Annotated in this window: 18 protein-coding genes and 1 tRNA gene; 10 read left to right on the top strand and 9 right to left on the bottom strand. The window is 49.5% G+C overall.

The window, feature by feature from the left end:
- The first annotated feature begins 107 nt into the window (after positions 1 to 107).
- The 5 genes from ACYQ07_RS08340 to ACYQ07_RS08320 all read left to right on the top strand — a co-directional run bounded on the left by ACYQ07_RS08340 (position 108) and on the right by ACYQ07_RS08320 (position 8,938).
- A complete protein-coding gene (locus ACYQ07_RS08340) occupies positions 108 to 1,118 on the top strand; it encodes a tyrosine-type recombinase/integrase (protein WP_459879803.1) in 1,011 nt (336 codons plus the stop codon).
- A 447-nt stretch (positions 1,119 to 1,565) separates the two neighbouring features.
- Positions 1,566 to 3,347: a hypothetical protein gene (locus ACYQ07_RS08335; protein WP_459879801.1), complete on the top strand. Its 1,782-nt coding sequence runs from the start codon at positions 1,566 to 1,568 to the stop codon at positions 3,345 to 3,347.
- Entirely contained in the window at positions 3,344 to 6,340 is a 2,997-nt protein-coding gene (locus tag ACYQ07_RS08330; protein WP_459879798.1) for an AAA family ATPase, read from the top strand. Before ACYQ07_RS08335 ends, ACYQ07_RS08330 begins: the two co-directional genes overlap by 4 nt.
- Positions 6,341 to 6,465: 125 nt before the next feature.
- Entirely contained in the window at positions 6,466 to 6,654 is a 189-nt protein-coding gene (locus ACYQ07_RS08325; protein WP_459879795.1) for a hypothetical protein, read from the top strand.
- A 247-nt stretch (positions 6,655 to 6,901) separates the two neighbouring features.
- A complete protein-coding gene (locus tag ACYQ07_RS08320; protein WP_459879792.1) occupies positions 6,902 to 8,938 on the top strand; it encodes an ATP-dependent DNA helicase in 2,037 nt (678 codons plus the stop codon).
- Between the two features lie 171 nt (positions 8,939 to 9,109).
- Here the strand turns inward: ACYQ07_RS08320 and ACYQ07_RS08315 are convergent, their stop codons facing one another.
- A complete protein-coding gene (locus ACYQ07_RS08315; protein WP_459879789.1) occupies positions 9,110 to 9,850 on the bottom strand; it encodes a homing endonuclease associated repeat-containing protein in 741 nt (246 codons plus the stop codon).
- Between the two features lie 384 nt (positions 9,851 to 10,234).
- On the opposite strand from ACYQ07_RS08315, the gene ACYQ07_RS08310 reads away from it, so the two are divergent.
- From ACYQ07_RS08310 to ACYQ07_RS08300, 3 genes are all read left to right on the top strand, one after another.
- The gene (locus ACYQ07_RS08310) at positions 10,235 to 10,882 is read left to right on the top strand and encodes an RNA polymerase subunit sigma-70 (protein ID WP_459879786.1); all 648 of its coding nucleotides are present in this window, start codon (positions 10,235 to 10,237) and stop codon (positions 10,880 to 10,882) included.
- 538 nt (positions 10,883 to 11,420) lie between these two features.
- Positions 11,421 to 12,581 (top strand): tyrosine-type recombinase/integrase, encoded by a 1,161-nt coding sequence (locus ACYQ07_RS08305; protein WP_459879783.1) that lies wholly within the window; start codon positions 11,421 to 11,423, stop codon positions 12,579 to 12,581.
- Between the two features lie 34 nt (positions 12,582 to 12,615).
- Positions 12,616 to 14,163 carry a recombinase family protein gene (locus tag ACYQ07_RS08300; protein WP_459879780.1) on the top strand — a complete coding sequence of 516 codons (1,548 nt, stop codon included), beginning with the start codon at positions 12,616 to 12,618 and terminating at the stop codon, positions 14,161 to 14,163.
- On the opposite strand, the gene ACYQ07_RS08295 is transcribed toward ACYQ07_RS08300, so the two are convergent.
- The 3 genes from ACYQ07_RS08295 to ACYQ07_RS08285 form a co-directional block, all read right to left on the bottom strand.
- Positions 14,150 to 14,797, bottom strand: coding sequence for a hypothetical protein (locus tag ACYQ07_RS08295; RefSeq protein ID WP_459879777.1), 648 nt, complete (start codon positions 14,795 to 14,797; stop codon positions 14,150 to 14,152). The genes ACYQ07_RS08300 and ACYQ07_RS08295 overlap by 14 nt on opposite strands.
- Before the next feature lie 105 nt (positions 14,798 to 14,902).
- A complete protein-coding gene (locus tag ACYQ07_RS08290) occupies positions 14,903 to 15,844 on the bottom strand; it encodes a recombinase family protein (protein ID WP_459879774.1) in 942 nt (313 codons plus the stop codon).
- Positions 15,841 to 16,980: a CRISPR-associated protein Cas4 gene (locus ACYQ07_RS08285; protein WP_487247239.1), complete on the bottom strand. Its 1,140-nt coding sequence runs from the start codon at positions 16,978 to 16,980 to the stop codon at positions 15,841 to 15,843. Before ACYQ07_RS08285 ends, ACYQ07_RS08290 begins: the two co-directional genes overlap by 4 nt.
- An 85-nt stretch (positions 16,981 to 17,065) precedes the next feature.
- On the opposite strand from ACYQ07_RS08285, the gene ACYQ07_RS08280 reads away from it, so the two are divergent.
- Positions 17,066 to 17,314 (top strand): hypothetical protein, encoded by a 249-nt coding sequence (locus ACYQ07_RS08280; protein ID WP_459879768.1) that lies wholly within the window; start codon positions 17,066 to 17,068, stop codon positions 17,312 to 17,314.
- A gap of 68 nt (positions 17,315 to 17,382) precedes the next feature.
- Here the strand turns inward: ACYQ07_RS08280 and ACYQ07_RS08275 are convergent, their stop codons facing one another.
- Positions 17,383 to 18,579 (bottom strand): HNH endonuclease, encoded by a 1,197-nt coding sequence (locus ACYQ07_RS08275; RefSeq protein WP_459879765.1) that lies wholly within the window; start codon positions 18,577 to 18,579, stop codon positions 17,383 to 17,385.
- Between the two features lie 819 nt (positions 18,580 to 19,398).
- On the opposite strand from ACYQ07_RS08275, the gene ACYQ07_RS08270 reads away from it, so the two are divergent.
- Positions 19,399 to 19,890, top strand: a complete 492-nt coding sequence (locus ACYQ07_RS08270) for an HNH endonuclease (protein ID WP_459879762.1) — start codon at positions 19,399 to 19,401, stop codon at positions 19,888 to 19,890.
- A 112-nt stretch (positions 19,891 to 20,002) separates the two neighbouring features.
- On the opposite strand, the gene ACYQ07_RS08265 is transcribed toward ACYQ07_RS08270, so the two are convergent.
- The 4 genes from ACYQ07_RS08265 to ACYQ07_RS08250 form a co-directional block, all read right to left on the bottom strand.
- Complete coding sequence (locus ACYQ07_RS08265; RefSeq protein WP_459879759.1) at positions 20,003 to 22,027, bottom strand: restriction endonuclease; 2,025 nt, start codon at positions 22,025 to 22,027, stop codon at positions 20,003 to 20,005.
- Positions 22,028 to 22,286: 259 nt separating this feature from the next.
- On the bottom strand, positions 22,287 to 23,378 hold the full coding sequence (locus ACYQ07_RS08260; RefSeq protein WP_459879756.1) for a type I restriction enzyme HsdR N-terminal domain-containing protein: 1,092 nt from the start codon (positions 23,376 to 23,378) through the stop codon (positions 22,287 to 22,289).
- Between the two features lie 895 nt (positions 23,379 to 24,273).
- A tRNA-Arg gene (locus ACYQ07_RS08255) sits at positions 24,274 to 24,346 on the bottom strand.
- A gap of 246 nt (positions 24,347 to 24,592) precedes the next feature.
- A complete protein-coding gene (locus ACYQ07_RS08250; RefSeq protein ID WP_459879753.1) occupies positions 24,593 to 25,381 on the bottom strand; it encodes a protein-L-isoaspartate O-methyltransferase family protein in 789 nt (262 codons plus the stop codon).
- Positions 25,382 to 25,391: the final 10 nt, after the last annotated feature.

Genomic DNA, 25,391 nt, shown 5'->3' with positions numbered 1-25,391 from the left:
CGACGAGCGCGCGTTCACGCTCGTAACGAATCAACCTTTCAGGCCTGTGAGGCCTGATTTCGGCCGTCTCAGATCGGGGTCTGAACGTGGTTCGCGCCACCAAGAGCATGAGCCTCGAACCACTCGACCCGGAAACCGGAGTAGAATTGTACCTTGCCGATCGCGAAACCGAAGTGTCGAAAGCGACGCTGTACTCGCACAGCTCTCGTCTCGGCCACTTCATCCGTTGGTGCGATGAGGAAGACGTAGATAATCTGAACGAGCTCACCGGGCGGTCGCTTCACGAGTACCGCCTGTGGCGTCGCAACGAGGGTGACCTCGCACCCGCCACGATGAAGACGCAGATGGACACGCTTCGGGTGTTTGTGAAGTGGGCGGAGTCGGTCGACGCCGTCGAGCGCGACCTCCACACGAAGGTCCGGTCGCCAGTCCTTCGGGACGGACAGAACGTCCGTGACGTGATGCTTGACTCGGACCGTGCTGAGGAGGTCCTTGATTACCTCGCTAAGTACGAGTACGCTTCTCGACAGCACGTCGCGATCTCGCTGATGTGGCACACCATGATGCGAGTCGGCGCCATCCACTCGCTAGATGTGGACGACTACGACCCGAAGTCTCAATCGATCGCCGTCGTCCATCGACCAGAGATGGGGACGACGATCAAGAACGGGGAGAACGGCGAGCGTCTCGTCGCTCTTTCGAACGGGGTGTGCCAGCTGCTCGACGACTGGATCACCGACAAGCGTCCTGAGAGCGAGGACGAGTTCGGTCGTCGACCGCTACTGTCCACGTCGAAGGGAAGAGCCCACAGGACGACGTTACGCGGGGACTGCTACCGGGCCACTCGTCCTTGCATCGTGACGGGCGAGTGTCCGCATGACCGCGACCCCGAGGGCTGTGAAGCGACGGCGTATACCGCCGCGTTTGACTGTCCGTCGAGTGTGAGCCCGCACGCCCTACGCCGGGGCGGTATCACCCACCACCTCAACAACGAAGTGCCGAAAGATGTCGTTGGCGACCGCGCCAACGTCACCCGGGAAGTGCTCGACGAGCACTACGACCGCCGGAGCCAGAAAGAGAAAATGGAACAGCGGCGGAGGTTCCTCGACAACATCTAATCCCAATCGATCATCTTCTATTTGAGTAGGTGCTGAATGGTTAGCAATGACTAATTTTGCAATGTTGTTCCAACTCTACTCTACAAAAAGGCGACAAATGAAACATTCCGTAGTTTGGACTACAAATTGACTACTGAGTATCCTGCCAGTTTCAAGTACTAAGTGCAATTTCTTCGGCCTATAACGTTGTAGCGTGATCGTTCGTCAACAACCGATGAGCCATTCTTGGATTTTGTCGGGTAGACGACAAAGGTCTATGTGTGTGTTACGGGGGTGCAACTGGGCAGAATCCGCTTCTCAGGCCATTTTAAAATTTCCCTACGACACACTTTCGTTAAACTCCAATTTATCAAAAAGATAGATAGCCCCTAGTTCTATCCTGATAATGGGAGAGTATAAAGACAGATAGACTAAAGTAAGAGTCGTTAGTCCAAATTAGTAATCACGATGACTATTGACCGCATTGAGGTTGCCGGGAACAGGTCGAGATCAATAGCTCCATCAGACTATTCTATATTTGGAGGTAGTGATGCAAGAAAGCGGATTTCTATCTGGCAACCATCTGGGAAGGTTGACAATATCACTTCCTTTCCAAAGCCAGATGATATTCGCCCCAAGGCGTCTTCTTTTCTTCAGACGAGCATAGATAGTAAAGCAGACCTCGCTGTTGCACCCGAGTGGGGATATAATCTCAAGTGGATTCTATGCGATCGCGAGCAATTGTTCGCTTCTGATGGCCCACTGTTTGTTCTTGGTTGTGCACCAGTCAAAGCAAACGACATAGAAGACGAACTCTCAAAACTTGAGAACCACAAAATTGACGTTTATGGTGAATGCGCCACAGAATTGTGTCGAGACGAGACACCAAGAGCTGAGTCGTTTGTCACGCCGACAATAATCCCGATTAGGAAGAGTGCCCGAGTTGACTCCGACCGTGACGCAATATTAATACAATATAAAAACCAGCCGATGGGAGAGGGTGCGAATCCAACCGAGTATGATAATCTTTGTCGCGGAGAGCAAGTCTGGCAGCTACGTCCAAGAAATGGCGACAGTTTGCTTGCTATCACATGTTCGGAGGTGATGGACTATGAGCTGGCAGACGCGGTGAAAAAGATAGCCATGGAAGGGAATTATGTCGTCCACGTTCAGTGCAATCCCAAACCGTTCAACCACTCGTGGACCCGGTTCCGGAGTGGGCTGTTCGACGGGAGAGGCGATGCAGTATACGTTACTGCCAATTGGAGCGATATCGGAATCAATTACGATGATGACTCCCCTCCGTGGGGCTATTCAGGGTTGTATGCCAATACGCCAAAACCATCGTCTGTCGCCAAGTACGATGTGACACATCGAAACGGCGGGGTTGTGGGGACGAAACCCGAGTATTGCACAGAGTACGTGTGGTCACTGGCCGAGGATTCTGTTAGTATCATGGAAGTAAAGCGAGATGTACTAGGGGTAGCCGCCTCTGGTACAGTGAATCACGCAAATCCTCACATCAGTTCTGCCTGGACCTGGGACCAGGAGAAGCTCAAATACAAAAATCAAGACTACGAGGTACCCACGCACAGTGGGTGTGAAAATTGGCAACAAAAACTCCCGGATTCGCCCCTTGCACAAGAGCTGATTTCGTCAATTAGTGTAGGTAACGTCTCCCCAAAGAGTTCATTAGACTCGGGGCTGTCAATGGCGGCTCTTGAGAGCTTCCGTGGTGACGAACATGAGCAACTTGGACAGCTCATACCAGATCACCAACATCGCACAACTAAGGGGGCTGAGCAAGCGGAGCTCGGGCTAATGTTGGATATGTTATTTTCTTATATGCAAGATGAGTATGGCGTTGAGCCATTGCAGTCAGCAAAACCCACAAAAACCCCGATTAATGCAGTTGAAACGTCAGGGGTTGCAGACGGGCATCTTAGTGACGATCACCGCAAAGAGATTGCTAAGGATGCTGAAGACGATGAATTTCGGGAACCCACAGTACCGGTTTCTCTATCGATACTAGAATATAGCTCTGAAAATCGTGAAACGAAACGAGCTGGGTGGATATACGACTGGATACAGACTCGAGGAAAAGTTGACTTTTTACCGTTAGTTGCCACCACTAGTATCTCAGAAAAGACGGAGGTCAAGACATTGAACAATATCGGTGACACGGCGAAAACACTACAAGACCCCCGAGAAGTTGACGGGGTTAACGCCCTAGTGGGTGTTGACGAATGAGTAACAGAGAGAAACTGGAACGCATCTTTTCAGGCGAGGTGACCGAAATCCAGCGGGTTGAGAGCAGATCAGGTGATGTATTCAAAGTAATCAAGAACCGTGGAGACTTCGACGACGAGGTACTCATTATCCGCTATCTGAGTGATGAACCGGATTACGAAGCTCTCCGCGATGAAGACAATGAGTATCTCAAGCAACTGTTCTATGACAATGCTACACCTAACCAATGGAATCTCCAACTGTTTTGGGTCTATTCTGATAAAAATGCACCAAGCAGAAGTTGGCAGCGATTGTTCGAAAAAAATACCAAGTTTGCAATGCGGCGTTGCATTCCTGAGGAATCATCATCCGAGATTCTGTCACCGCTTCAAGCCAGCCATCAACAGATTGTGGATTTGGAGTCTGCGTCGATACGGAGTGAGTTGATTGAGCAGTTGTTTGAGAACGGACTGGGTGCACTCTTCGATGACTCGAAGACTCTTGAAGAAAAAAAGGACCATCTGCTCGAAGAAGAACAGACTAATATAAATAATAAAATAAATAGTATTAAAGAATGGGAAGCATCTCGCGAGTTCATAGACCACGTATCATTAGGAAATCAATATAGAAAAAACGACAAGAATCAAATTTCAAAACGAGAGTTCGACGCCGCCTCCTTTACACTCTTAGAAGGCCGTAACGGTACTGGAAAAACAACATTCCTCGATGGGATAACTATGGGGATGGTTGGCCAAACCCGAAATGATGAAAACAGAGTAGATGATTACCAAGGGTTGGAAATTACCCTCAAAGGTGAGAATAAGCCCCTATCCACAGACACCGATGTCCTGAGCAGTCGAATTGCTGGTTGGTATGGATATCGACCACGAACGAAGCAACCCCGTCACATGGAATTTTATCGGGTGAATTACCATCCGGCAGGCCAGACAACCAGACTTCTACATTCTGAAGAGGACATCGAGCTCCAGACAACCATCAGTCGGCTTCTATATGGTGACGAATTGTCAATGGCGCGTAAGGAATCTGATAATATATCTGACGATTTCAATTTGAAAATTAAACGTATCCGAGCGAATATTGAGGAGACCGTTGTTGAGCGAGAGGAGTTGAAAGACAAGCGGGAACGCCTCAACTCGGTCCTATCTGATGTAGCAGTGGTTGCGCGAGATCTGTCCCCCGCTGGACGGCAACTCATTGAGCAGGGCGTTGGGAATGAGACGAAGTCCATCGCTGAGCCAACACCTGATCAAGTCGAACAGTGGACGACGTGGAAGTCACGATTGGAACGGGTCACTGAGGCGGTAGAAGTCGCTCCAAATGTATCAATGGACTCAATAAATACTTCGCGCGATCTGGGTAAAAAATTAAAGAATGAGAAGCGTTACATCGCGAGCAATCATGATGCGTTGGACAATGCTGAGGAACTATTGAGTAAACGGAGTCACATCCAATCGCTTAAAAATCATTTCGGTGAACAGCAGATTCACCTTCCGCCGTCGATGGCATTCATGTCTCTGGTATTCCAAGAAGCAGGGTTTGAAATCAGCAACATAACTGCGCTTACGGAGGCATGGATGTCACTGAGTGAGCCGCCAGAGCCACGCAACAGTGTCAGTATTAATCGGTGGCGCGAGGAATTCGAAGGAGCGGTCAGATCCACTCTTGAAAAACGTACAAGCTATAGAGAGGAACTTGAAGAGATTGATGATTTACAGCAGGAACTCCGACAAAAACAAGAGAGAATCCGAACACTGACAGAAGAATATGTCCAAACAAAGGATTCAGAATACTGTCCTGCCTGTTATAAAAAGCAATCTACTGAGGAGATCTTAACTAGGGAAAAGCCGGCTGACTTTCACGGCAACACCTCAACAGAGATCCCTGAACAGCTACGTGAAGATATTGAGACACTAGAAGGCGCGCTCACATTGCTGCAGGGGGATGAATGGAATTTGCTTGAAGAATTGATAAGCTCAAAATATAATGACATTTGTGACATTGATCAGTTGCATACACTCTGGGTTGAGTATCTCACAGCCGAGGAAAGTAATGACGCTCTTTTGAGAGTTTCGCATAGAGAAGTGTCGGTGCTGGCGTGGGTGTTGCGATCCGACAAATTATCAGCCTCTGTTGGTTCTGACATTATGAATTTGCTTTCGGAAGCCGAAACTAAATTGTATGAAGAGGCTCAGGCAGAGCTCTCCAAGGGCGACTTCGACATGCAACGCTTCAGCCGTGACCACATTCAAGCAGAACAAACGGAGTTGGAAAATGACAAGAACATACTTCAAGATGGAATTGAAGTCCTTGAGACTCATTGGCCGGAAAGCGCTACTGACCTCCACTTGTCGCTTAATGCAGACTTACGGATCACAAATCGAGTTGTTGACTTATTACGTGAAGATATACCTACTGCCAGAACAACAGATGAACTGACAGCTGACATTGAAGTAGCAGACAAAGAAATCGAACAATTAAATTCTGAGCTGCATAAATATCACGACACGCTTGGAAGGATTCGGTCCGCGTTTGAGGATGGTTTTTCTGATGATCAGCTTGAAGAGTACATTGAACAACACACCCAAGTCGTTGCAACGCTGTTCAAAGCGTTCCAGCGGCCGTTTGAATTCGATCAGGTGCGAATGAGTAATGATCACCTAGAAGTCCACCGGGAAGGTCACGAAGACTGGGAAGGGATAGGAAAGATGAGCTCGGGACAACGTGCCGCACTCGGGTTAGCAATTTTCGTTGCGAATAACCTTGCTCATAATGCTGCCCCGAAAGTAATGATGTTGGATGAACCGTTTGCACACCTTGACGATATCAACTCGCTATCGTTCTTCAATCTCCTAATTGAGTTGGCTACACCATTAGAGTCCCAAGTAGAGCGCCAGGTTATCTTCGCTACTGCAAGCGATGACATTTCTCAACTCCTTAAACGGAAAATTGGTGAGACAAGTCAGTTTAGACATATAGAATTAAAACACACCTAATGGGCTCTGTTGAAATCCCATTCTTCAGACATATCCATTCCTGAAAGAGCTGGTCGATGAGAACTGCGAGACGGCCGCGTCCCAGTCTGAAAAAGAACTATATCCAATGGAACGATTTAGTGGATATGGTCCTTGCACCGGACGAACTCTCGGACAAACACTTCATTGATTACGAGAATGCGACTGTCTACGGCGACTTTGAACAGGAACAGGTGCTTCACCAAGGTAAGATTCGCATCCTCCCGAATGGGTGGGTTGCGCTACCTACTGATCGGCTTTTGTCTCCTGAAGCAGTCCATCATATCGACCCATAGGGCCCTGTATTGACCGCAACTGGGTCAGAATATATCACCTACTGAGGATTTCAACAGAGCCACAGCGACAGATCATTAATCAATAGATCTTGGAGATCGTTTTGCAGAGGAATCCATAGTATCATCGACGAACAGGTATTATTGGGTATTCTATATTAGAGTCTGTTCTCTTGAAAATTATTACCCGTGATATTTTCCCCCGAACAATTATATTCTGATCCCTATGTCGTAATAAGTAAGACAAGAAATGCAGGACGCAGTCCGAAGTAGGACAACAGAGACGATCGTTAATGCATGTGATCGAAATTCTCCTGTACTGGTAGAAGCCCCTCCAGCGAGCGGAAAAACATACAATTCAGTTCGGCTAGCTGCGGAACCTGGACAGAAGATACTCTACCTAACCGCCCGTCGGGACCTCTACTCTCAGGCGATCGAAGAAGCGGAGAAGGTTGGTGGGATCGAAGCGATGGTAATACCGAGTCCGTATCGAGACTGTCCTACATTTGCTGATGAGAATGACGGTGAAGCAGAGAAAGCACGGAAATTGTACCAGAAGGGTCTCAGTGGAGAAGAAATCCACTACAAACCTTGGAGCACGGTCAACACACCTTGTCAAAGTCCGTGGTCTACCTGCCCGTACCTCACGAAACGCGACAAGCTCAAAGAGAAGGCAGATCAGATCGATCTTCTCATTGGAAATCATCAGCATGCCCACGTTCCTCGATATCTACAGGAGCGAACGGTGGTCTTTGATGAGTTCAATATTGATCCCTTCCTAACTCGGTTTCCACACAGGACAAAATCTGGGGAAAGACGAAATATCCCACACGATATTATTGGTTCCTTTCTCGAAGCTGTTGACGATATCCCGCTGACCGACCTCACGGATCTCATTGAAGTACGAGTTGAGAGGAGTGATTCATGGAAATCGACGATTGACTGGTTCAAACAGAACGGTGCGACGAAGAGCACGTCAATAGAGCAAATTGCGATCACGCCCCACCCCTACAATAACTCTCACCAATTTGCCGCACTACTCACTTGTGCTCTCTTGATTATGGAAAAAGTCGGACCTGGTATCGAATTGGCTCACGATCCGGACCTTTGGGATGCCTGTGGTGTAGACCCCAACGTCCGCTGCGTGAGAGACCGTAACTCGGGCGAGATACTCGTTCTCACCCCGCCGGATCTAAGTCACGCAGAGCAGGTTATTGCGCTTGATGCACTTCCGGTCCAGCGACTCTGGGAAGCGGTTCTGGGGTGTGATTTTAAGCTATCACGGGTTATTGAGCGCAAAGAACTTGATCGATACCTCACCGATGGGTTGGGGTTCAATATTACACAGATGACTGAGGGAATGAACCATTACTCTTCGGGGAAGACCTCTTCAAGAGACCGGCAGCGAATGTTTACGATTCGGTCTTTGGAGGAGCAACGGTTCCCGATTATATCGCGGAAAAGAGCTCTAGACAGCTATGCCTCTGAGTCTTGGTTCAACCAATGTGTAATAGAAGTCGATGATGAGGATACCGAGACAGATCTAGATGGCTATTTTGCTCGGAACTACGCAAAAGTATTGAGTTCGAATTTATTTAAGAATGAATCCGTTGGATTCGTATCTGGGTCACCATTTCCGGGGGATGACGTTGTCAAGCAGTGGGCTGCACTGTGTGGTGAGGCTACTGAACCGGAACGCACCGGTGATGGAAATTCTGATTCTCTGGAGGGTTTTACTGGATTTGGTGAAGAGATTTATCGCCACCTCACACATGGCCAGGTGTTCCAAGCAATCCTTCGTTTTGGACGGACCAAGGAGGCACGAGGACGACCTACGTCGGTCTATGTGAACACACAAGCAATTCCGGACTGGATCTCAAGTTCAAAGATATCTGTTTGTGATCTAAATAGCAACGGAAAATCTATTCATATTCTAGAAGAATTGCTTCGAGCGAAACATGATGGGGGGATCAGCTGGCAAACTCAGAGGACGCTACAGGAGAGAATAAACGAGCGCCTAGAGGGGGCGAGCGTTAGTCTAGAAACTGTTCGAAAAGTAATTTCAGATGAGGCTTTTTCAGAGATAATCGAGGTTCGGGAAGATGCCGGTAAGGGAGGCGCAAACCTGTATAAATGGTCTAATGAGAGCTCTTTATTACCATATCACGATCACGATTCTCGAGCGAATCATATGATCAGAGCAGGCTCTGAAGTCTATTTGGTTTATGTGCCAGAGATAATTAACTTGGAGAATCCGCAGACAAATGCTAGCTGTGTCCAACGTTAGATGTATATGAGACTGAATTTGGCAGGAATGACGTAACGGAAGGACCACGATCTCTCCGGGTCTTGAGAGGTACGGCATGCAAGATGCAGAGCGCGTATGCAGTACAGACTGAAATTTAATCGAATAGACATTCTTGAAGATCTAGTCACTTTTCCAGCGACCTCATCCCCTTCATCTGGACTCTATATCGAACTCATCAAGAACGCGTCTTATGGCCTTGGACCATTGCTTTCCGTTTTCACCGACCTCTTCAACGATCGGTTTCCGTGATCGGATTTCAAGGAGTTGGGGATTCACATTAATAAACTTCCTAATCACGCCTTCGGGATCGTGTTCACCGAAGAGATAATAGACAGCTTCAGCCTGCATTTCACCAGTTTGCCCAGTATTGATAGAAAACTTGGTCAGACCATGCTGTTTGTCGGACACACCAGTAGAATTCAAAGGCAGGTCGGAAGCAGCTGTCGGCCCATCATTTCTAAGTTTACGAACATTTTTCGTTGCTGCTCGATGCTCAGGGGGATCATGATCCGAAAAGTTGTATTGAACTGTCGTCGGTTCAAGCCCCAAGTCTTCTAAGCTGGCAACATACGAACTCAGCTTATTCTGATAGGTAGCCTTGCTGAACTCACCGTAATCATCCATGTCAACAAGTGTCGGTGTTTTCCCGAGAACACCGGCAACCCGTTCGATATCTGCTAAAATCTCTTCACGAGTAATGTTGTGAGAGACGTTAGGATCGAAACCGGCAGCGTCGAGAGCCTTATTCCATGTCCCAAATTTATTTTGATAGATATTTCCAGAGTGTGGCCCGTATTCCCGCATCTCCCTGATTGTCGGGACTTTTCCAAGGTCGGAGGCAAACTGGCTTAAGTCGTCAAGTAGTTGCTCTTTGCTTACCTCTTCACTCATTAGCTTGCAAGTTTATGTTCGACCGTATTATTAGTTCGGGAAAATCAAACAATCAAATTCGGTTTTGTATCTCGCACGGCTATCGGAACGTCTCTTTGAACTTCCAGACCATTCAGTGGTCAATATGCAGTTCTCATCGACCGGCTGTTTCATGCGGTCTTATGTCTGAACTATAGGATTTCAACAGAGCCGCTGTTATCAAAATCAAATTACAAAATAGGGGTCCCATTTGGCATGGTGTTCATATTCTCCGTTTCGGGTTTGTTGAATCACTGTGGCTACTCGGACTGCACATGTATCTAGACAACTTATGTCTTGGAGCGATTTCCACAGATTAGCCGTGTTGTGATATTATATGCTTATCCGTACTATCGGTATTAGCAGATGTATGAGGTTCTGGACGACACAGCGGCACGAGTCATCCTCGTCATTGAGAGGGGGGACTCTATTCGTCGTGTCGCCCAGACTCTTCACACGCCGTACGAAACGGTGAACCAAGCTGTCAACCAGCTTGCGGATGCTGGATTCGTGCGCTATGACGACGGCCTCTCAGTCGTCGACGACCGCGTTAAAGATGCTGCCTACGAGCTTGTCGCTGCTAGTGCCAACGTTAGTCCACCGTCTATTTCTGAGTCCTACGTTCTCCCACAATTTGGTGACAGGCCATTTGCATTCACACGAGTTGACGCTGTCTACGTTTGGACACAGGGTGGCTATCAAGTCGGACGCAATCCGGACGATTATCCACTATTTCTTGCGATCCGTGAGCAGGATCGTAGCGCATGGGAAGAGTTTTTTGACTCGTTCAATCTTCCAACCACATTCGAGCGTAAGCCTCAAGAAAATTTCAAAACGCCACTGCAGTTTGTGCTTGAGCCACGCCCATCGCTTGATATCAATTATGTCGATGGTTACCCGGTGATCCCAAGAGCTGAGACTATTGATTATATGCGTGAAAACTACGCCCAATTCCAGTCCGCGTTTGCAATGCTTGACAGATTGTACGATGATCTTAACCTCGGAGATTCATAATAGAAATGGTACTAAATTATGGCAATAGATAATAATTTAAACTTTAATAAATACTTACAAAGGGACCCACCAACTAAGGAGAATACATTCTGATTTATTCTTAGTATAAATAAATATATTAATACTCAGAATATTGCAAATTCTGTGTTTCATGGTAACTGTTATCATTTCTGGATTACCCAAATTCAGCCTTAATTAACCGTAGCTGCCACAATATACACAAAAACCTCAGAGCAGTAGTGGTGTTTTTATTGCTCATAGTAGCATTAAAAATGGGTATTGGCGATGACTATTTTTAAAACCCGGTTGAGATGGTGGCTAGAGTTAGAAATAGCACAAGACCATACATAGAGTAAGCGACGTACCTACCATATAAATAAAAACCCTAAATTGCGGGTTGCGAGACCAATTGTAGGACGTTATTGAAGCCTGGTTAAGGTGATGAAGAGCATCAAAAATGAGTTTGTAAACCTCGAATGAGGTGGAAGGAATAAAAAATAGAGTGAAACCCGGAGAGTCATCCCTTGGACAGAACGCCATGTACGATGGTGAAACACACAGTGATACATTTAAAATGGAAATCAACGACAAAGACCTAGAAGAGTTAGTAGAAAAGTACATCTTGGCTGATCAGCGAGCGACACTTGACCCCATGATGGTTGACGAAGGAATCCAGCGATATCTGAAAACCCGGTCTGGGAGTCTTCGCCCAACGACTATCAATGAGTACGAAAATGAACTTCTCCGTTTTCAAGTACATCTCGAAGAGAACGGAATTCGAGATCTAAACGACGTGCGAAATCGCGACCTAGACAACTATTTCACATGGCGCAGGGAAGATTCATACGACACACGGCTGAGCACAAATACGATGCGCGACGTACGGTACGTCGTTCGCGACTTTATTAGGTACGCCGCGACGATCGACGCAGTTGATTGCGATGTTCCTGATAAGATCTCGATTCCGAAACTGGCCGATGGAGAGGGTGTTCGTGACGTAGAAATCGACGCAGAACGCTTGAATTTGATCCTTGACCAACTCGAAAAGCGAGCCTATGCGAGCCGAGAGCACGTTGTTTGGCTGCTTCTCGCTGAGACCGGACGTCGACTCGGCTGTATTCACTCGCTCGACTGTGATGACGTCCATCTTGACGCAGAACATCCGTTTTTGCAGTTCCGTCACGACCCGCCTGAGACCAGCCTCAAAAACGGCACACAAGGTGAAATGAAGATCAACATCCCAACGTCGTTATGTACTGTTCTAGACACGTACCTTACGTACAATCGAAAAGAGTGTACAACTGAGAACGGTCGTTCTCCGCTTCTCTCTACACCGTACGGCCGATTGGGAAAAAGCACGATGCGGAAATACGTGTACAAGTGGAGCCGTCCGTGCTTCCTCGGCCAAGGTTGTCCTGATGAGCACGATACCGATGGCTGTGGCGCAGAAGCACCGCCTGCAAAATACTCAAAATGTCCAGGTTCGCATTCACCTCACGACATCCGTCACACGTACCTCACCGAATGTCTCCGAGATGGCGTTCCCGCAGAGGCCTTGAGTGAGCGTTGTGATGTGACGAGGGAAGTCCTCAAAAAGCATTACGACGAACGAACTCCCGAAGAAAAACGGGACCTTCGCCGCCAGGTGCTTGAAGAAGTCGGTGCGAATGGCGGATCGTTTAGCCAAGCGGACGCCTAGTCAGAACCGTTCTCAACTAACCTAGTCTCAAACTATGAGCTACAGCTACGACCAAACGACGAACGCACAGTCCACGACAGCCCGTCCTAGCATATATAGTATATATGCGAGATATAAAAAGAGGATGAGAAATGCAGGTATAGCTCTGTTTCTCATCCTCGTTATATATGCAATCTACGCCGAAGGTAGTGTGACCGTGGTCAGCGATATGACCTCCCTGATCTATCCCCTTCTTAAGGAGGGGTCTGCTCTTCCACTCCTCGGAGGGCTGCTTAATAAGAGAGATGTCGATGGAGATAGGGCACTGCTGATGACTCGCGTCAGTACGAAGGCCCAAGGCGATAATTGGAGTACAGCTTCCCAACGTGAGTCATTGGAAAACGCCGCAGAAGAGAACGACCTCGAGGTAGTTGATGTACTGGAAGCAGCAGAATCTGGTGCCAAAATCGAGCGGGATCAGCTGAATGAGGCACTTGAACGTGCCCAAAACAGCGAATATGACATTCTCATGGTCTATGAAGTCGATCGCCTCAGCCGAGCCGAACCTTGGGACACCATGAACTATCTAGGCAAGCTTTGCAATGCTGGCGTCACGCTGTACTGTGATTCTTACGGGTACTTTGACTGGGATGAGCACTATGATTTCGAGATCCTTTCACGAGAAGCGGCATTCGCTCGTCGATGGCTCGATCGGCTCCATGATGGTTCGCGAAAGGGCTACGAGCAGAGCCTAAAGAATGGAGAATGGCCATTCGGCTCAAACCCGCCCGTAGGCTACGAAACAGACGACAATTCCAAGATCCACCTCGATAGTGACTACGGTGAGTATATTCCGAAGTTCTTCGACATCTACGCTGAGACGGGAAATCGAAAAGAAACTCACCGGCAACTTAATTCGATCTTCGAGGAGAACGGACTTGAGACCATCAGCTACTCGCAGGTGAAGACGGTTCTCCAGAGCAAGCTCTGTATTGGGAAACTCGGCTATGACGGAGATGTGGTGGCTGAGTGTCCAGAGCTCAAAATGGTCCAGAAAGATCGCTTCCACGAAGTGCAGTCGATCCTCTCTAGTCAGGAGAGTGCCAAGTCCTCGAGTGAAATTCCAGAGTTTCTGGGCGATGCTACAGAGATTTACGGTCTCGACTTCGTGATGGGTCTGTTCGAATCGTTCAAGCCGTTCCGCTGCCGTGAGTGTGACGGCGATCTGGAGCGCCATGGGACGAAAGAGATCTGGGGAGTGAAGTTCCCGAGATACCAATGTGGTTGCTGTGAATACCAGGGCCCTCTCGTCACTGCAGAGGAACTCAAAAAGCTTCACCAGACGTTGCCGCTCCGTTGCCCTTTCTGTTCAGCTACTGAGGACTTCGATATCTCTCCTCTCAGACAGCTAGGTACGAAGTTCGATCACACCTACGCCTGCTCGAACTGCGGACTTTCGTTCGGGTGTAATCTCGGCCCGAATCGGCTCGCTAGGCGGTTCGATCACCCCAACCTCGGCTTCGAGATCGGTGACGACGATGATGGCGATGAAAGTGATGACGATGAACCCCAGTCGGCTATCGATGACTTCAGCGATCTCTGAGTAACTTCGCACGCTTCCAGACGGTTTCCTTAGCAGATCCCGCTGCAGCCCCTGCTGAACTGTAAGTAATCGCTATCCCTCGCGGCTTCGCTACGAGGTAAAGAGCAGCCACTGCGGTTACTGCAGGGTCTCCTAATCCCGTCTCACACTGGTCCAACACCGCTGCAGCAGCGGATTGTACTTCTTTGTCAAGAGTCAGAAGGGCACCGACAAAGGGTAAATAATCCACTGCTTGAGGAGGAGAAAGTGACAAAGGAAGTTCCCTGAGTATTTTCTTAATTACGCGCTGGATCGAGACACGCTCTACATCCAACTCGTTAGCGACTACTCCGAGGGGACGTGGCTTCCCGAGATCGCGAAGTGCGATGACTAGCACCGCCCCAATAACGTGTTCTCTTTTTCGTCCATGCAGGAGATTCTTTTCCCATACTTGAACAAGAAGTTCCGAGCACCGATCCAGCTCCGTCTTCGACAAGAGTAGATTTGGAGTAAGATTATCGAGATCCAAGAGCAACTCGATCAGAACTTCTTCGGACGAATCACGCGCTTTTAGGTCCCATTCTTTCGATATCTCATTGTTTTGCTCATTCCCTTCCTCGCGAGGTGATACAACTGGGACACCAGCATCGTTCATTACGAAACCGCACTCTCCACAGAACCCGCCAGACATGTCGAATCGTGTGTCAAGCCCGGATTCGGACTCACCGCAATTCGGACAAGACGTATCTATTGTTGACATCTACAGGCCCCTCCATTCTCGGTACTCAGAGAGAACGCGTTTCGCCTTTGCTTTCTTCCGAGATTTATTCATCCGGCCTTTCTGATGTCGGTAGCGGTAGCGTGTCTCAATAACCCTTGCGAACAATGTGTCATCCAGTATCCGGTACTCTTCGACGTAGTCCTCGAAGTCTGCCACCCGGTATGTACCGACATAAATCTCGTTTATCAGTACCTTACGAACTGTCTGCCTGCACCACTTCTCGTCATCTTTGGTTTTCAACCCACTCTCATTGAGAAGGAGTGCTACACGAGGCATGGATTTCTCCCGAAGGTATAGATGAAAAACCGTCTTTACGACCGATGCTTCGTCGTCGAGAACTCGTAGTTTCCCATCTGGTGTTTTTTCATATCCCAGCGGAGGCATCGCGTTTGGCCACTTGTGTTCTTTCGCGAGACCATGCATTCCCATCCGTACGCGCTGGCTTGTCAGATCGCTTTCTAGCTCTGCTGCCGACGCGAGATTCCTGAAGTTGAATCGACCAACGGGTGATGTCGTGTCAATGTACTCCGTTACGCTCTGGAGACTCACTTCCCATTCGTTCAGTTTCTCTTCGGTCTTGACTAGGTCCACGAGTGACCTGCAGAATCGGTCGAGTTTCCAGAAGACGACGACATCGAAACACCCCAGTCGGGCCCGATCCAACATCTCCTGGAACTTGGGACGGTCCGTATTGCGACCAGATTCGGCCTCGTCGGTGAAGACGTAGGTTACAGTCCACCCCATCTGCTCGCATTGCTTGACGCACCTGTCGACCTGTTCTCCGATCGAGTAGCCGAACCGCTGGCTCGAGGATGAGGTTCGAGCGTAGATCGCTGCGTGCTCGATCGCGTCTTCATCCTCGGTCGACGCCGCGCTCGACGAGCGCTCGATTCCTGGTGGGAACCGGCCTTCGGGAGTCACGCTGACCCAACTCCATTGCTCACAGACTCGTGCTCGGGGGGCCAAGAAACGGTCAGCTCCGAGAGAGTGTCCTCATGGACGCACGAGGGGCACAGCGGTGTCCCGTCACTGTCCTTGCCCCAGTCGACTTCGTGGTGGTTGAACTGCTCACTGCAGGCCGTGCAGCGCCACTGGGCGATGGCGTGATCTTTTGCAAGGTCCGGGTACGCCGCTGCCAGTGTTGGCGTGAGCACGGCGTCCGGATGTGCCGCAAGGTGTTCGGTGACGAGCGGACGTGGGTACGTCATGTTAGGGAGGAAGCCCTCGAAGCTGCGATCTGCCACCGGCTTGTCGCCCTTACCGCATCGTTCCCGGTACGCGCAGAAGTCGCACTCCCAGCTGAATCGCGAGTTCGCCGGCGGGAGCTCGCCGGCGAGCCGGTACTCGGTGTGTTCGGTGGCCCATTCAAGGACGGTCTCTCGCCAGAACGCGTCGTCGAACTCGATGTCGAACACTTCGAGATCGAAGGAGTCTCGCTCGCCGTAGATCAGACACCCTCGTTTCACGTCGACATCGTACTTCTCGGAGAGGCCGACCATGTAGGCGTGCAGCTGCGCCTTGTGGTGCTCGTTGGGCTCGTTGAGGTACTCCAGCGAGCCCTTCGTCTTCACCTCGGTCGGGAGAACCGGCGCCCCGTCGCCGTCGACGACGACTGGGTCGGTCGACCCCTTCACCACGAGCTCGCCGGCGTCCGTCTCGACCTCGAAGTCGACGTACAGGGAGTTCGTGACGAGCAGGCCTTTGTCGTCGACGGCGTCACGCAGGAACGGGAGCACGACGTCTTCCTCGAAGCGCGTGCCGACCCACAGAATGCCGTGGGCCATCTCGGTCTCCGCTGGCGCGTTCTCCTTCCGGTAGACGAGCTTCCGGTGACACTGCAACAGACTGCTCGGTGTGTGCTTCTCGGGCGGAGGTACGGGGCTCGGATCGTTGTAGTACGCACGCCCCTTCTCGACGTTCTCACGGGCGTTCGACGCCCGTCGCCATTCCTGAAAGTCCGTGGTGGTGATCGCGGTGAGTGCCGTGGCAGGTCTTCCTGACCCCGTGGGTGGAGTTGGTGGGCGATTACCGTTACGAGAGTGTGATCGGTGTTTCACTCTACTTCCTAGGTGGGAAGCAATATAACAATTCCGTTGGTGGAATAAATAGATTTAGCCCCTCACGTCTCGCGTTTCAAGGTGAATGGGTAGCGATGGCCCCGGTCGCAAGCCAACGGTATCTGATGAGGAGATACTGGCGGTGTTCGTGAATGCGGAGGATCCAGTACTGATGGCTGATGAGGTTGCAGAATCGCTTCCTATCGGGCGCAGGGCGGTGTACAATCGTCTTCGCTCGTTAGAGGATCAGGGAGTTCTCCAGTCGAAGAAAACGGGGGCGAGGAGTACTGTATGGTGGTATCCCGGTGAGACGAGCACGAAGGTGAAAGAATAGAACGAGACTAATAAATCAATTAACGTGGTTCTATTTCATCGAGTGATTATAATTTCGGCAGAGTTAGATCATCCTGTCCAGACCTTTTCTCGATGCGCCTCTAGGTAATGTTGTGCGGGCCAGAAAGATCGATCGTCCGGAAGCAGCAATTCTTTCCCCTCATACTGTTCGAGCATTTCATATCCTGGAACTGAAGGATCGTTCTTGATTTTGATTCGGTAGTCATCTGTGATCGTAAACCAGCCATTATCGAAGGTCCAGTGATGAGTTCTGCATAATGAGATCCCATTTTTCACTGTATCGGGACCTCCTTCGAGAGAATCTTCGGCTTCTACGCCACTTACGGGATAGATGTGTGCTGCCTCTACCTCAAAGTACTCTCCAGATTTAGCGTCCTTGATTCGCTGTCCACAGACAGCACATGCCCCATCATAGGCGTCGATCACTTCATCTCGAAACCGTGACCGACGTCGCTGTTCACCTCGAACAATCCTCGCATTCGAGGTGTCTGGTGGTTGTCCCCGCACATTCCGTTTCTGGCTTAGCTCATCTAATGTGAAATCAACCTCGGTCATGTGTGGCGACATCGCCTCGTCGTAATCACCTGCTACCACAGAAGGAGTCAAACAATATGCCCAGTCCTCATTCAGAAGTATCGCATCGACAGTTTCCCCGACCGTCTCTGGTTTTATTGGACCGATGTTAATCTTTTGTCCGACAAACTCCTCGATGAGTCCATTCCCAGAATTAGTTCTACTAGTAATCTTTGCGCTAAACCGACTGCCAAGGTCGGATAACGAACTTCTAACAGTAAACTCTGTGAGTCCGGTTGCGATAAGACGTCGAGGCTCAATACGATATACTTTCACAGAGTGAGTTTCTCCGTTCGTTATATTTTCAGGAATATTCCGGACACGCACGGGAATACCTCGGTATGTAGCAGGACCGTGACCAGAAGAGTTGATGCCCTTGATTTCTACTTCGATGACCTCGCCGAGTCCGGGACAGTCCTTCGGTGGATTATCCAAGAGCTGACCTGTTTGGGCCTTTCTCGTATTATCATAGTACTCTACTTGTGCAGACATATCCAAACAGAAGGCATGATCTTCATCATAGACAACTGCGTCAACCGCTTGACCGACCGCTTCAGGACGAATAGCACCGATTGAAATCTCTCCCGCTCCATAATCTAAAATACCATTACCTCTATTCGATATTCGAGTTATTTCACCGTGTATGACATCTGCAGGTCTAAGGTTAGTCATATTCCCATTGTATATCCTCATATGACAATAACCCAACGGCGAACTATGTTGATGTGCTTACTAACCAAGCTTCTCGAAGACTGCAGCAGTATAATACGTGAATATGAGATTAGAAACACTTCGAACCCAATCATACTACAGTGTTCATTAATCGAATTCCTGTTCGTCAGATAACGCGGTCACGCCAGTTTAGTTACTGTGATATTCAGATATTCTTGGAAAGTGGCTGTCAATCAGCTATCACACGGAAAGTATTTGCTATCATAGTACATTCCGAGAACCATGCCTGTGACAATAACAAGTAGTGTACAATGCCAATTCTGTCCCAATAAGATGTCAAAGGTAGTTGTTGGTGATGCTGAGGCCGGAGATCTAAAAGATAAATTCTCACCACCAAATTACGTTGAAGTTGAGTGCCCCAAGTGTGAGAATGTAATGTATCATGCGCAAGGGAACTGGGACCAAAGTATGTCTGGAGGCCCAAGAAGTACTAGTACACGGAAGACCTCACCGGGTAAGAATACATATGTGCCCAAAGGACTAGTGAGGGTCCGAGATTAAATAAGTCACCGAATTTGTATTATCAGTACGCGGCAATTAATTTCACGGGAATCTCACACTCCGCCGAAAGTGGTAGATGCAATTGGCCTTGCCGTAGTAGCTTGAAAATGTCGGGAACAGTTACGGACTATTGGCTCTGCTGAAAACCTATTATTCAGGCATATTTACGTCTAAAACAGCCGGTTGATGAGAGCTGCGTATTGACCGGCGAGAATCCACCTGAAGGGTTATGATGTTCTGACTACAAAAAATCCTAAAATGGGTAAACACGTTTGTCCGTCCTGTGGGCGTGATGATTTTGTCCATGAGCGGGATATGAAGGCGCATCATACGATCTCTCATGGAGAGAAACTCGTTGACTACACCAATCCAAGAGAATGCCCGACGTGTGGAGAAGTGTTTGCCAACGAGGGGGGCATGCGCGCACATCACAAAATAGCGCATGCCGAGAGTATCGCTGAAACCCGACGTCTGCCTCAATCATTACGCGAACAGGTTATCGAGCGAGATGAACAGAAATGTCAACGGTGTGGTAGCGAGGTTACCCCTGCAGATGAGGACGGCCCTTCTTTCGAGGTACACCACATAATTCCGTTTTCAGCTGGTGGTCCTGACCATGTTGACAATCTCATCGTTCTCTGCAGTGATTGCCACACGGCGGCACATTCACGCATGAAGCGGATCGTCGATGAACGTCCAGAGCTCCTTGATGGTCTCCGAGAGTTCGTATGTGACGACGGTCAAGAGTGAGGCTGTATAGACCAGTTCCAGGTCAGGACTTATCACTTGTAAAGGATTTCAACAAAGCCTCTTCTTTGTATCTGAACCATTCAGGTGCATTCAGATGGTGAGTGCAGATTGATCAGACTGGGGGAGGAATCTCAGATTCGCTTAGCATTTCAAGTAACTCATCACCGTCTATCAATTCCATATCCGGCGTGTCTGCTGCGTATTGTTTTGCGGTATATGCAAAATCACCGCTGGTTACAACGACAGCTCTATTAGCTTCACCTCGAGCAATCGTGCTCAACAACTTCTGTAATGTCTCACGGCCTACTGTATTGGTCTCACTATACTGTTTCACTTGGATGGCAGTGCGGTCTCCATCACGTTCGGCCCAAACATCGACGCCTAGATCGGCAGTTTCTTTTGTCACTTCAGTATTGAACCCAAGGCCACCGTACAATTCTCCAATGAGTGATTCAAATTCTTCCCACGTGATTTCATATAGATGCTCGCGCTGCCATGGTTCATTTCCAAGTCTTTCTATTTGTTTGACAATAGGAGTTAGTATTTCCTGATATTCTTCTTCGAGAGAGATAGAAATAGCCTCCCGCCATTGCTTGGAATCGATTGAAGGATGATCTTCTGGTGCAGTTTTTAGGTATGTAACTATTTTATCGATATCAGTAGCAATCGTGTGATATTTGATGAGAGTTTCACGGGTGACCTCTGTACCAGTAGCGGTTTGATTTAGTTTGGATTGGAAAACATCCCACGGAAAGTGTGGTGAATCATCTCGAAGACGCTGAATGATGTTCATAGTTTGGAACAAGCGTTCGTACTCATTCTTCGTTACTTGTATCTCTGATTTAGATTCTATATTCAATTCGATTTTATCAACACTCTCATCAGCAATGTTCGCGATCATCTCTCTATACTTATCAATATCAGAACGTAGCTCTGACTCCTGTTGATCTTGTTTCATTTGATCTCTTAGTGATTGGATTTGTGTAGACTGTGATTGGAGATCATTCTGAAGAATATCTTTGGTGGCCAATCTCTGATGTTTATCAACAATTTCAGTGGCAGATTCCAATTTTATTGATGCCATGGCATATTGGTTTTTTTCTTGCAAATCACTGGCTTCAGTTATGAGTTCTTCAACCTCCGTTTTAGAGGTATTTGCAGTGGCCCTAAGTTCGTCCTGCGCTTTTTCAATATGGGACTCAAGTTGGTCTTCTAGATCGGATAGCTCTGAGTTGTTGGGTGCCTGTATTCTCGTTGTACTATTTTTATAAATTTTCAAAGCCTCACGTGCCACAGATAATGTGTCATATGCTTCTTCATACGCCTCCTCTTCGAGCAGGTTAGCTCCAGAATCTATACTACTAGACACCAATTCTTTGTTGCACTGGTGAATTTGATCTTCTAGATAATGAATGTCAATTAGTGATTGCTGACCTTCTGAGTCACTGGCTATTTTACCTTTTATTGATTCAAGATCCTCGTATGCAGTAATAATAGGATCAATCGCCTGTTCGAATTCCCCTTTACTTATATAATCTCGTGAAGTTTCTATATATTTATTTATTGAATTGAAACCTTCTCGCAACTGGATTAGAGTATGATAGAACTCATCCGGAAGTGCATGGTGTGTACGACCGATTAACCAAATGGATGCAAATGCGAAACCAGCTATCACACTAACGCCAGTAGTTAATTGGTCTGGAACGGGCAAAAGGATAAAAACCACAATTGATGGAATGATGAAAAGAAATCCCCAAAAAGCTACCGTGAAAAGATGGATTATGGGATGAACGATGGCAAGCACGAGGGTTGACTCCTTTGAATGCTTAGAAAGTAATAATGTGCGGAAAGTAGCAACTGATAGACACCCTGCCAAGATAGAATAGCCAACAATAGCGCCTGAAATGTCATTTGACGGGCCACTAGGTTCCATTGCCAATCTGAATTCTTGTACTGTACCATACGACAGATATGCGATGGCGATGAATATAGAAAAGTAGACAAGAGCACCAGATATGTATAGAAGAACCGATGGCACACCGATGATCTCTGCCGGGTTTGACTTACTTATTTCTTCACGCTTCTCACTCCAAGTTAACGAAATGTCTGATGTGTCCTCTTTTGATTTAGTTCCCATATTCTCTTCAAAATGAATTGACATTCTACCTTATTAGTTATTGCTCTACGGCTTTGTTAGAGTGGTCAAAAATTGATAATGTTCTGCTTTGGTCGATCAGTACAGCGTTTGTATCGGCCGGATACGGTTCAGAACTCATCACCCGCAAAGGAGTTCAACAGAGCAATATCATTCTAAAGAATGTGGGGTGTGATTTGGGTGGATTGCCTATGCAGATGGCGTACTGAAGTGAAGAACCTCTCGTGTGATCTGCGGCGATTTAGAACAAGTCATCTGTCGTCTGAGCGGTTCGAAGTTTCTCAAGGGTAGTGTATCGGAGAGACTGCGGATACTTCGTCTCGAACGGAATGGGGTCCCCCAGCTCGTAAAGACTCCCAGTTTTGAATTGGATGACTTTCTTTCCATCTCCAATTTCGTCACGATCCAAGTAGTCCATTGCTGGGCGTGCGAGATCTGCTTCTTCTGGAGAGGCAATCTCATCCACCGTTGCGAAGTATTTCACCTCCTTGGCTTCGCCAGTCACGTACATCGCAACGTATTCAAACTCGCTCCCAACCCGAACGAATCCCCACGCGTTGTTTTCCTTGAGGAAGGGTAGTCCGGAGACTTGCGTCGGGAATACCGCGACCTTGGCATCAGACTTGCCTTCGATATCGGAGCGCTGTATGGTTCCCGAGACGTTGTCTTTCATCGGCTTGATGTCTTCATCACCAGTGTCACTCGGAACTCTCTCCGGCTCGCCGTCGGCGTCGATCTCGGAGTCGATGTCTGCTACGAGCCGATCTATCATCTCCTTCGACTGAGACTCTGCAAGTGGAAGGATCGTCTCCGACACTCCGTCTGCAAGATTTTGTGCAACCCCCGATGCTAGCTGTTCTTTTTTGGATTCGAGTGTTCGTCTTGCCTCACGAAGCTCGTTGATACGGCCGAGTATCTTCCCGGACTCTCCCGACTCGATAGCAGCCTTAGTGAAGGCCCGTAATACAGCACGACGATTGGGGAGACCTGTGAGTTCTACGTCGGCAATCCGCTGTACGTCTACGTTGGAGGCATCTACCCGCCGCTGGAAGAATCGATATTGCTTCCCATTAGTGAGGATCCCATAAGTAACGTTTTTGTTCGTCATATAGGACGACAATTGCTCGTCGTGTTTCTCTGTCAGCGTAGTGTCCGCACCCTTGGCTTCCAGAAACGCGACTGGTGTTCCTTCAAGAATCAGCGCGTAGTCGACTTTGTACGTCTGGCCGAACGCTTCGACTGAGTATTCGAGCTGGGTATTCGTCGGGATCTCCCAATTGAGGAGGTCTAGAAAGTCACGTAAGACTGCAGCCTTGGTATTGGCTTCGTCCATCTGGGGGGAGGATTTGAGAACGGTATCAGCCCGTTCTACGTAGCTTTCGATAGATTCGCGATTCATTTGGAATGCATGTTACCTCGACGGCATATCAAACCTCCCGATAAAAAGCCCACAGCGGCACCATTGTTCTGAATATAGGGTAGTAATGAGATTGTCAAACAATACCACCTGACTTGCAGCTCATATATAATTGTGTGTGGTCGGTTAATGCCGATCTGACTTAGATCGCCAAACTCGAATGATCTAGGTCATTTCTGCATTAACTGAGAATGTATTTATATACTGTAGCCGGATATAGAGGCATAACGCGCCATGGGACTAAAGCAACTCCTGAATACGTGGGAGCGTTCAAGCCTGTCAAACGAGGTAGCACAAGCTGCTGAAGAGGTCATTCCTGACTTTTTCATTACGGGTGAACGAGATGCTGGGATTGTCTACAGAGAGCACGTCTTGCAGGACTACATTGAGCTTGAAAACAGCCCGCAAAAGTGCTATGCAAACGGACGTTTCCGATCTCCTCAAAAGGCTCGACTTGACCGTGCTTGGACTCGAACTGCTGAGCGTATGGATGTTTCGGAGGGGAATATCCGCAACTGTGTATTAGCAGTGTACGAGCACGCGGGTGATTACGAAACTAAGACGGATCGTCTTCGAAACGATTTTGATGAGATCCTTCGCAGGGCAAGTCGATAGATCGGACTCTAAGTACATTCCTTTGTAGGAATCAAATCGCCCAATTCAATACCTCTCAGCCCCGTTTGGATGTACGCGAATCGCGGGAGGGCTTCGACCCCAGTTACGCGACGTAACGAAATCACTCACGGATGGGCGTACTCCTTTATAAGGAACGTACCGCCGTCTGTCGGATGTGGATCGTTACGAAACGTGACGGGCGCGACGAGATTTGAACTCGCGGCATCTTGGTCCGGAACCAAGTGCTCTGTCCACTGAGCTACGCGCCCTCGATGCGTTGTACCGCCGGCGAGCGTTTAACGCTTCTGTTCGGGTGTGTCTTCGCGCCCGCCGGCGTCGGTTCGTGCCGCGTCGGTGTCCAGCCAGCCGAGGTCGTCGTTCGGCTTGCGCATGGCGATTTCAACGCCTCCTCCCTCAATTAGAGGGGTAGGGGTAGAACGGAAGTTCACCGACAAGCCTCGGGGCTTGGACCCCGAGGCTGTTGACTGGGGCCGTGATGGCGATACGAGCGTCCGCTACAGCCGCGAGTCCCAGTCGATCCACTCCTGTTCCCAGCCGTGTTTCGCGAAGTGGCCCTGCTCGGCGAACGCCGCGTCCTCGCGGCGGGTTCGGTTGCGCTCGATGCGGCCCTGCTCGCCGTCGGCGAGCATCGGGGGGACCTGAGCGGGGCCGGCCTCCTCGACGAGGTGGAAGCCGTTGGGGATCTCCTCGCCGTCCTCGTCCGCCGCCGGCGATTGCTCGTTGCTCTGTGCCGGCTCCACGGCGACGATCGACTGGGCCACCGTCCCCCGGGGGTACACCAGCCGGCCGTCGGGTGCGAGCTGCTCGCGGAGCGCGCGCGGCGGCTCGACGACGCCCGCCTCAAGCAGGATCCGGTCGAAGGGAGCGTACTCGGGGAGCCCGTTTGCGCCGTCGCGGCGGTCGACGAGCACGGCCTCGTAGCCGGCGTCGGCGAGGTTCGACCGCGCGAGCTGGACCGCCCGGCGGTCGATGTCAATGGCGTGGACGTGGCGCGGGCCGGCGATCTCCGCGAGGGTCGCGGCGGTGTAGCCGACGCCGGCGCCCACGATGAGCACGTCGTCGTCCTCGTCGGCGTCGAGCGCGGTCAGCATCCGGGCGACGGTGGCCGGGGCGAGCGCGCGCGTCCCGCCTTCGTCGCTGGCCCGGTTGGCGTGCGGGTCGTCGTCCACGAACGTCCCGCGGGGGACGCGCTGGAGCGCGGAGCGGACCGACGCGCCGAGCGGCTCGCCGAGCTGATGTTCGAGCCCCTCGATCATGTCGGTGCGGAGGGCCGCTTCGTCCATACCCTCCCTC

This window comes from Halorubrum gandharaense (assembly GCF_054654575.1).
The sequence above is the reverse complement of the archived record's forward strand: the minus strand, read 5'-3'. Positions and strand labels throughout refer to the sequence as shown.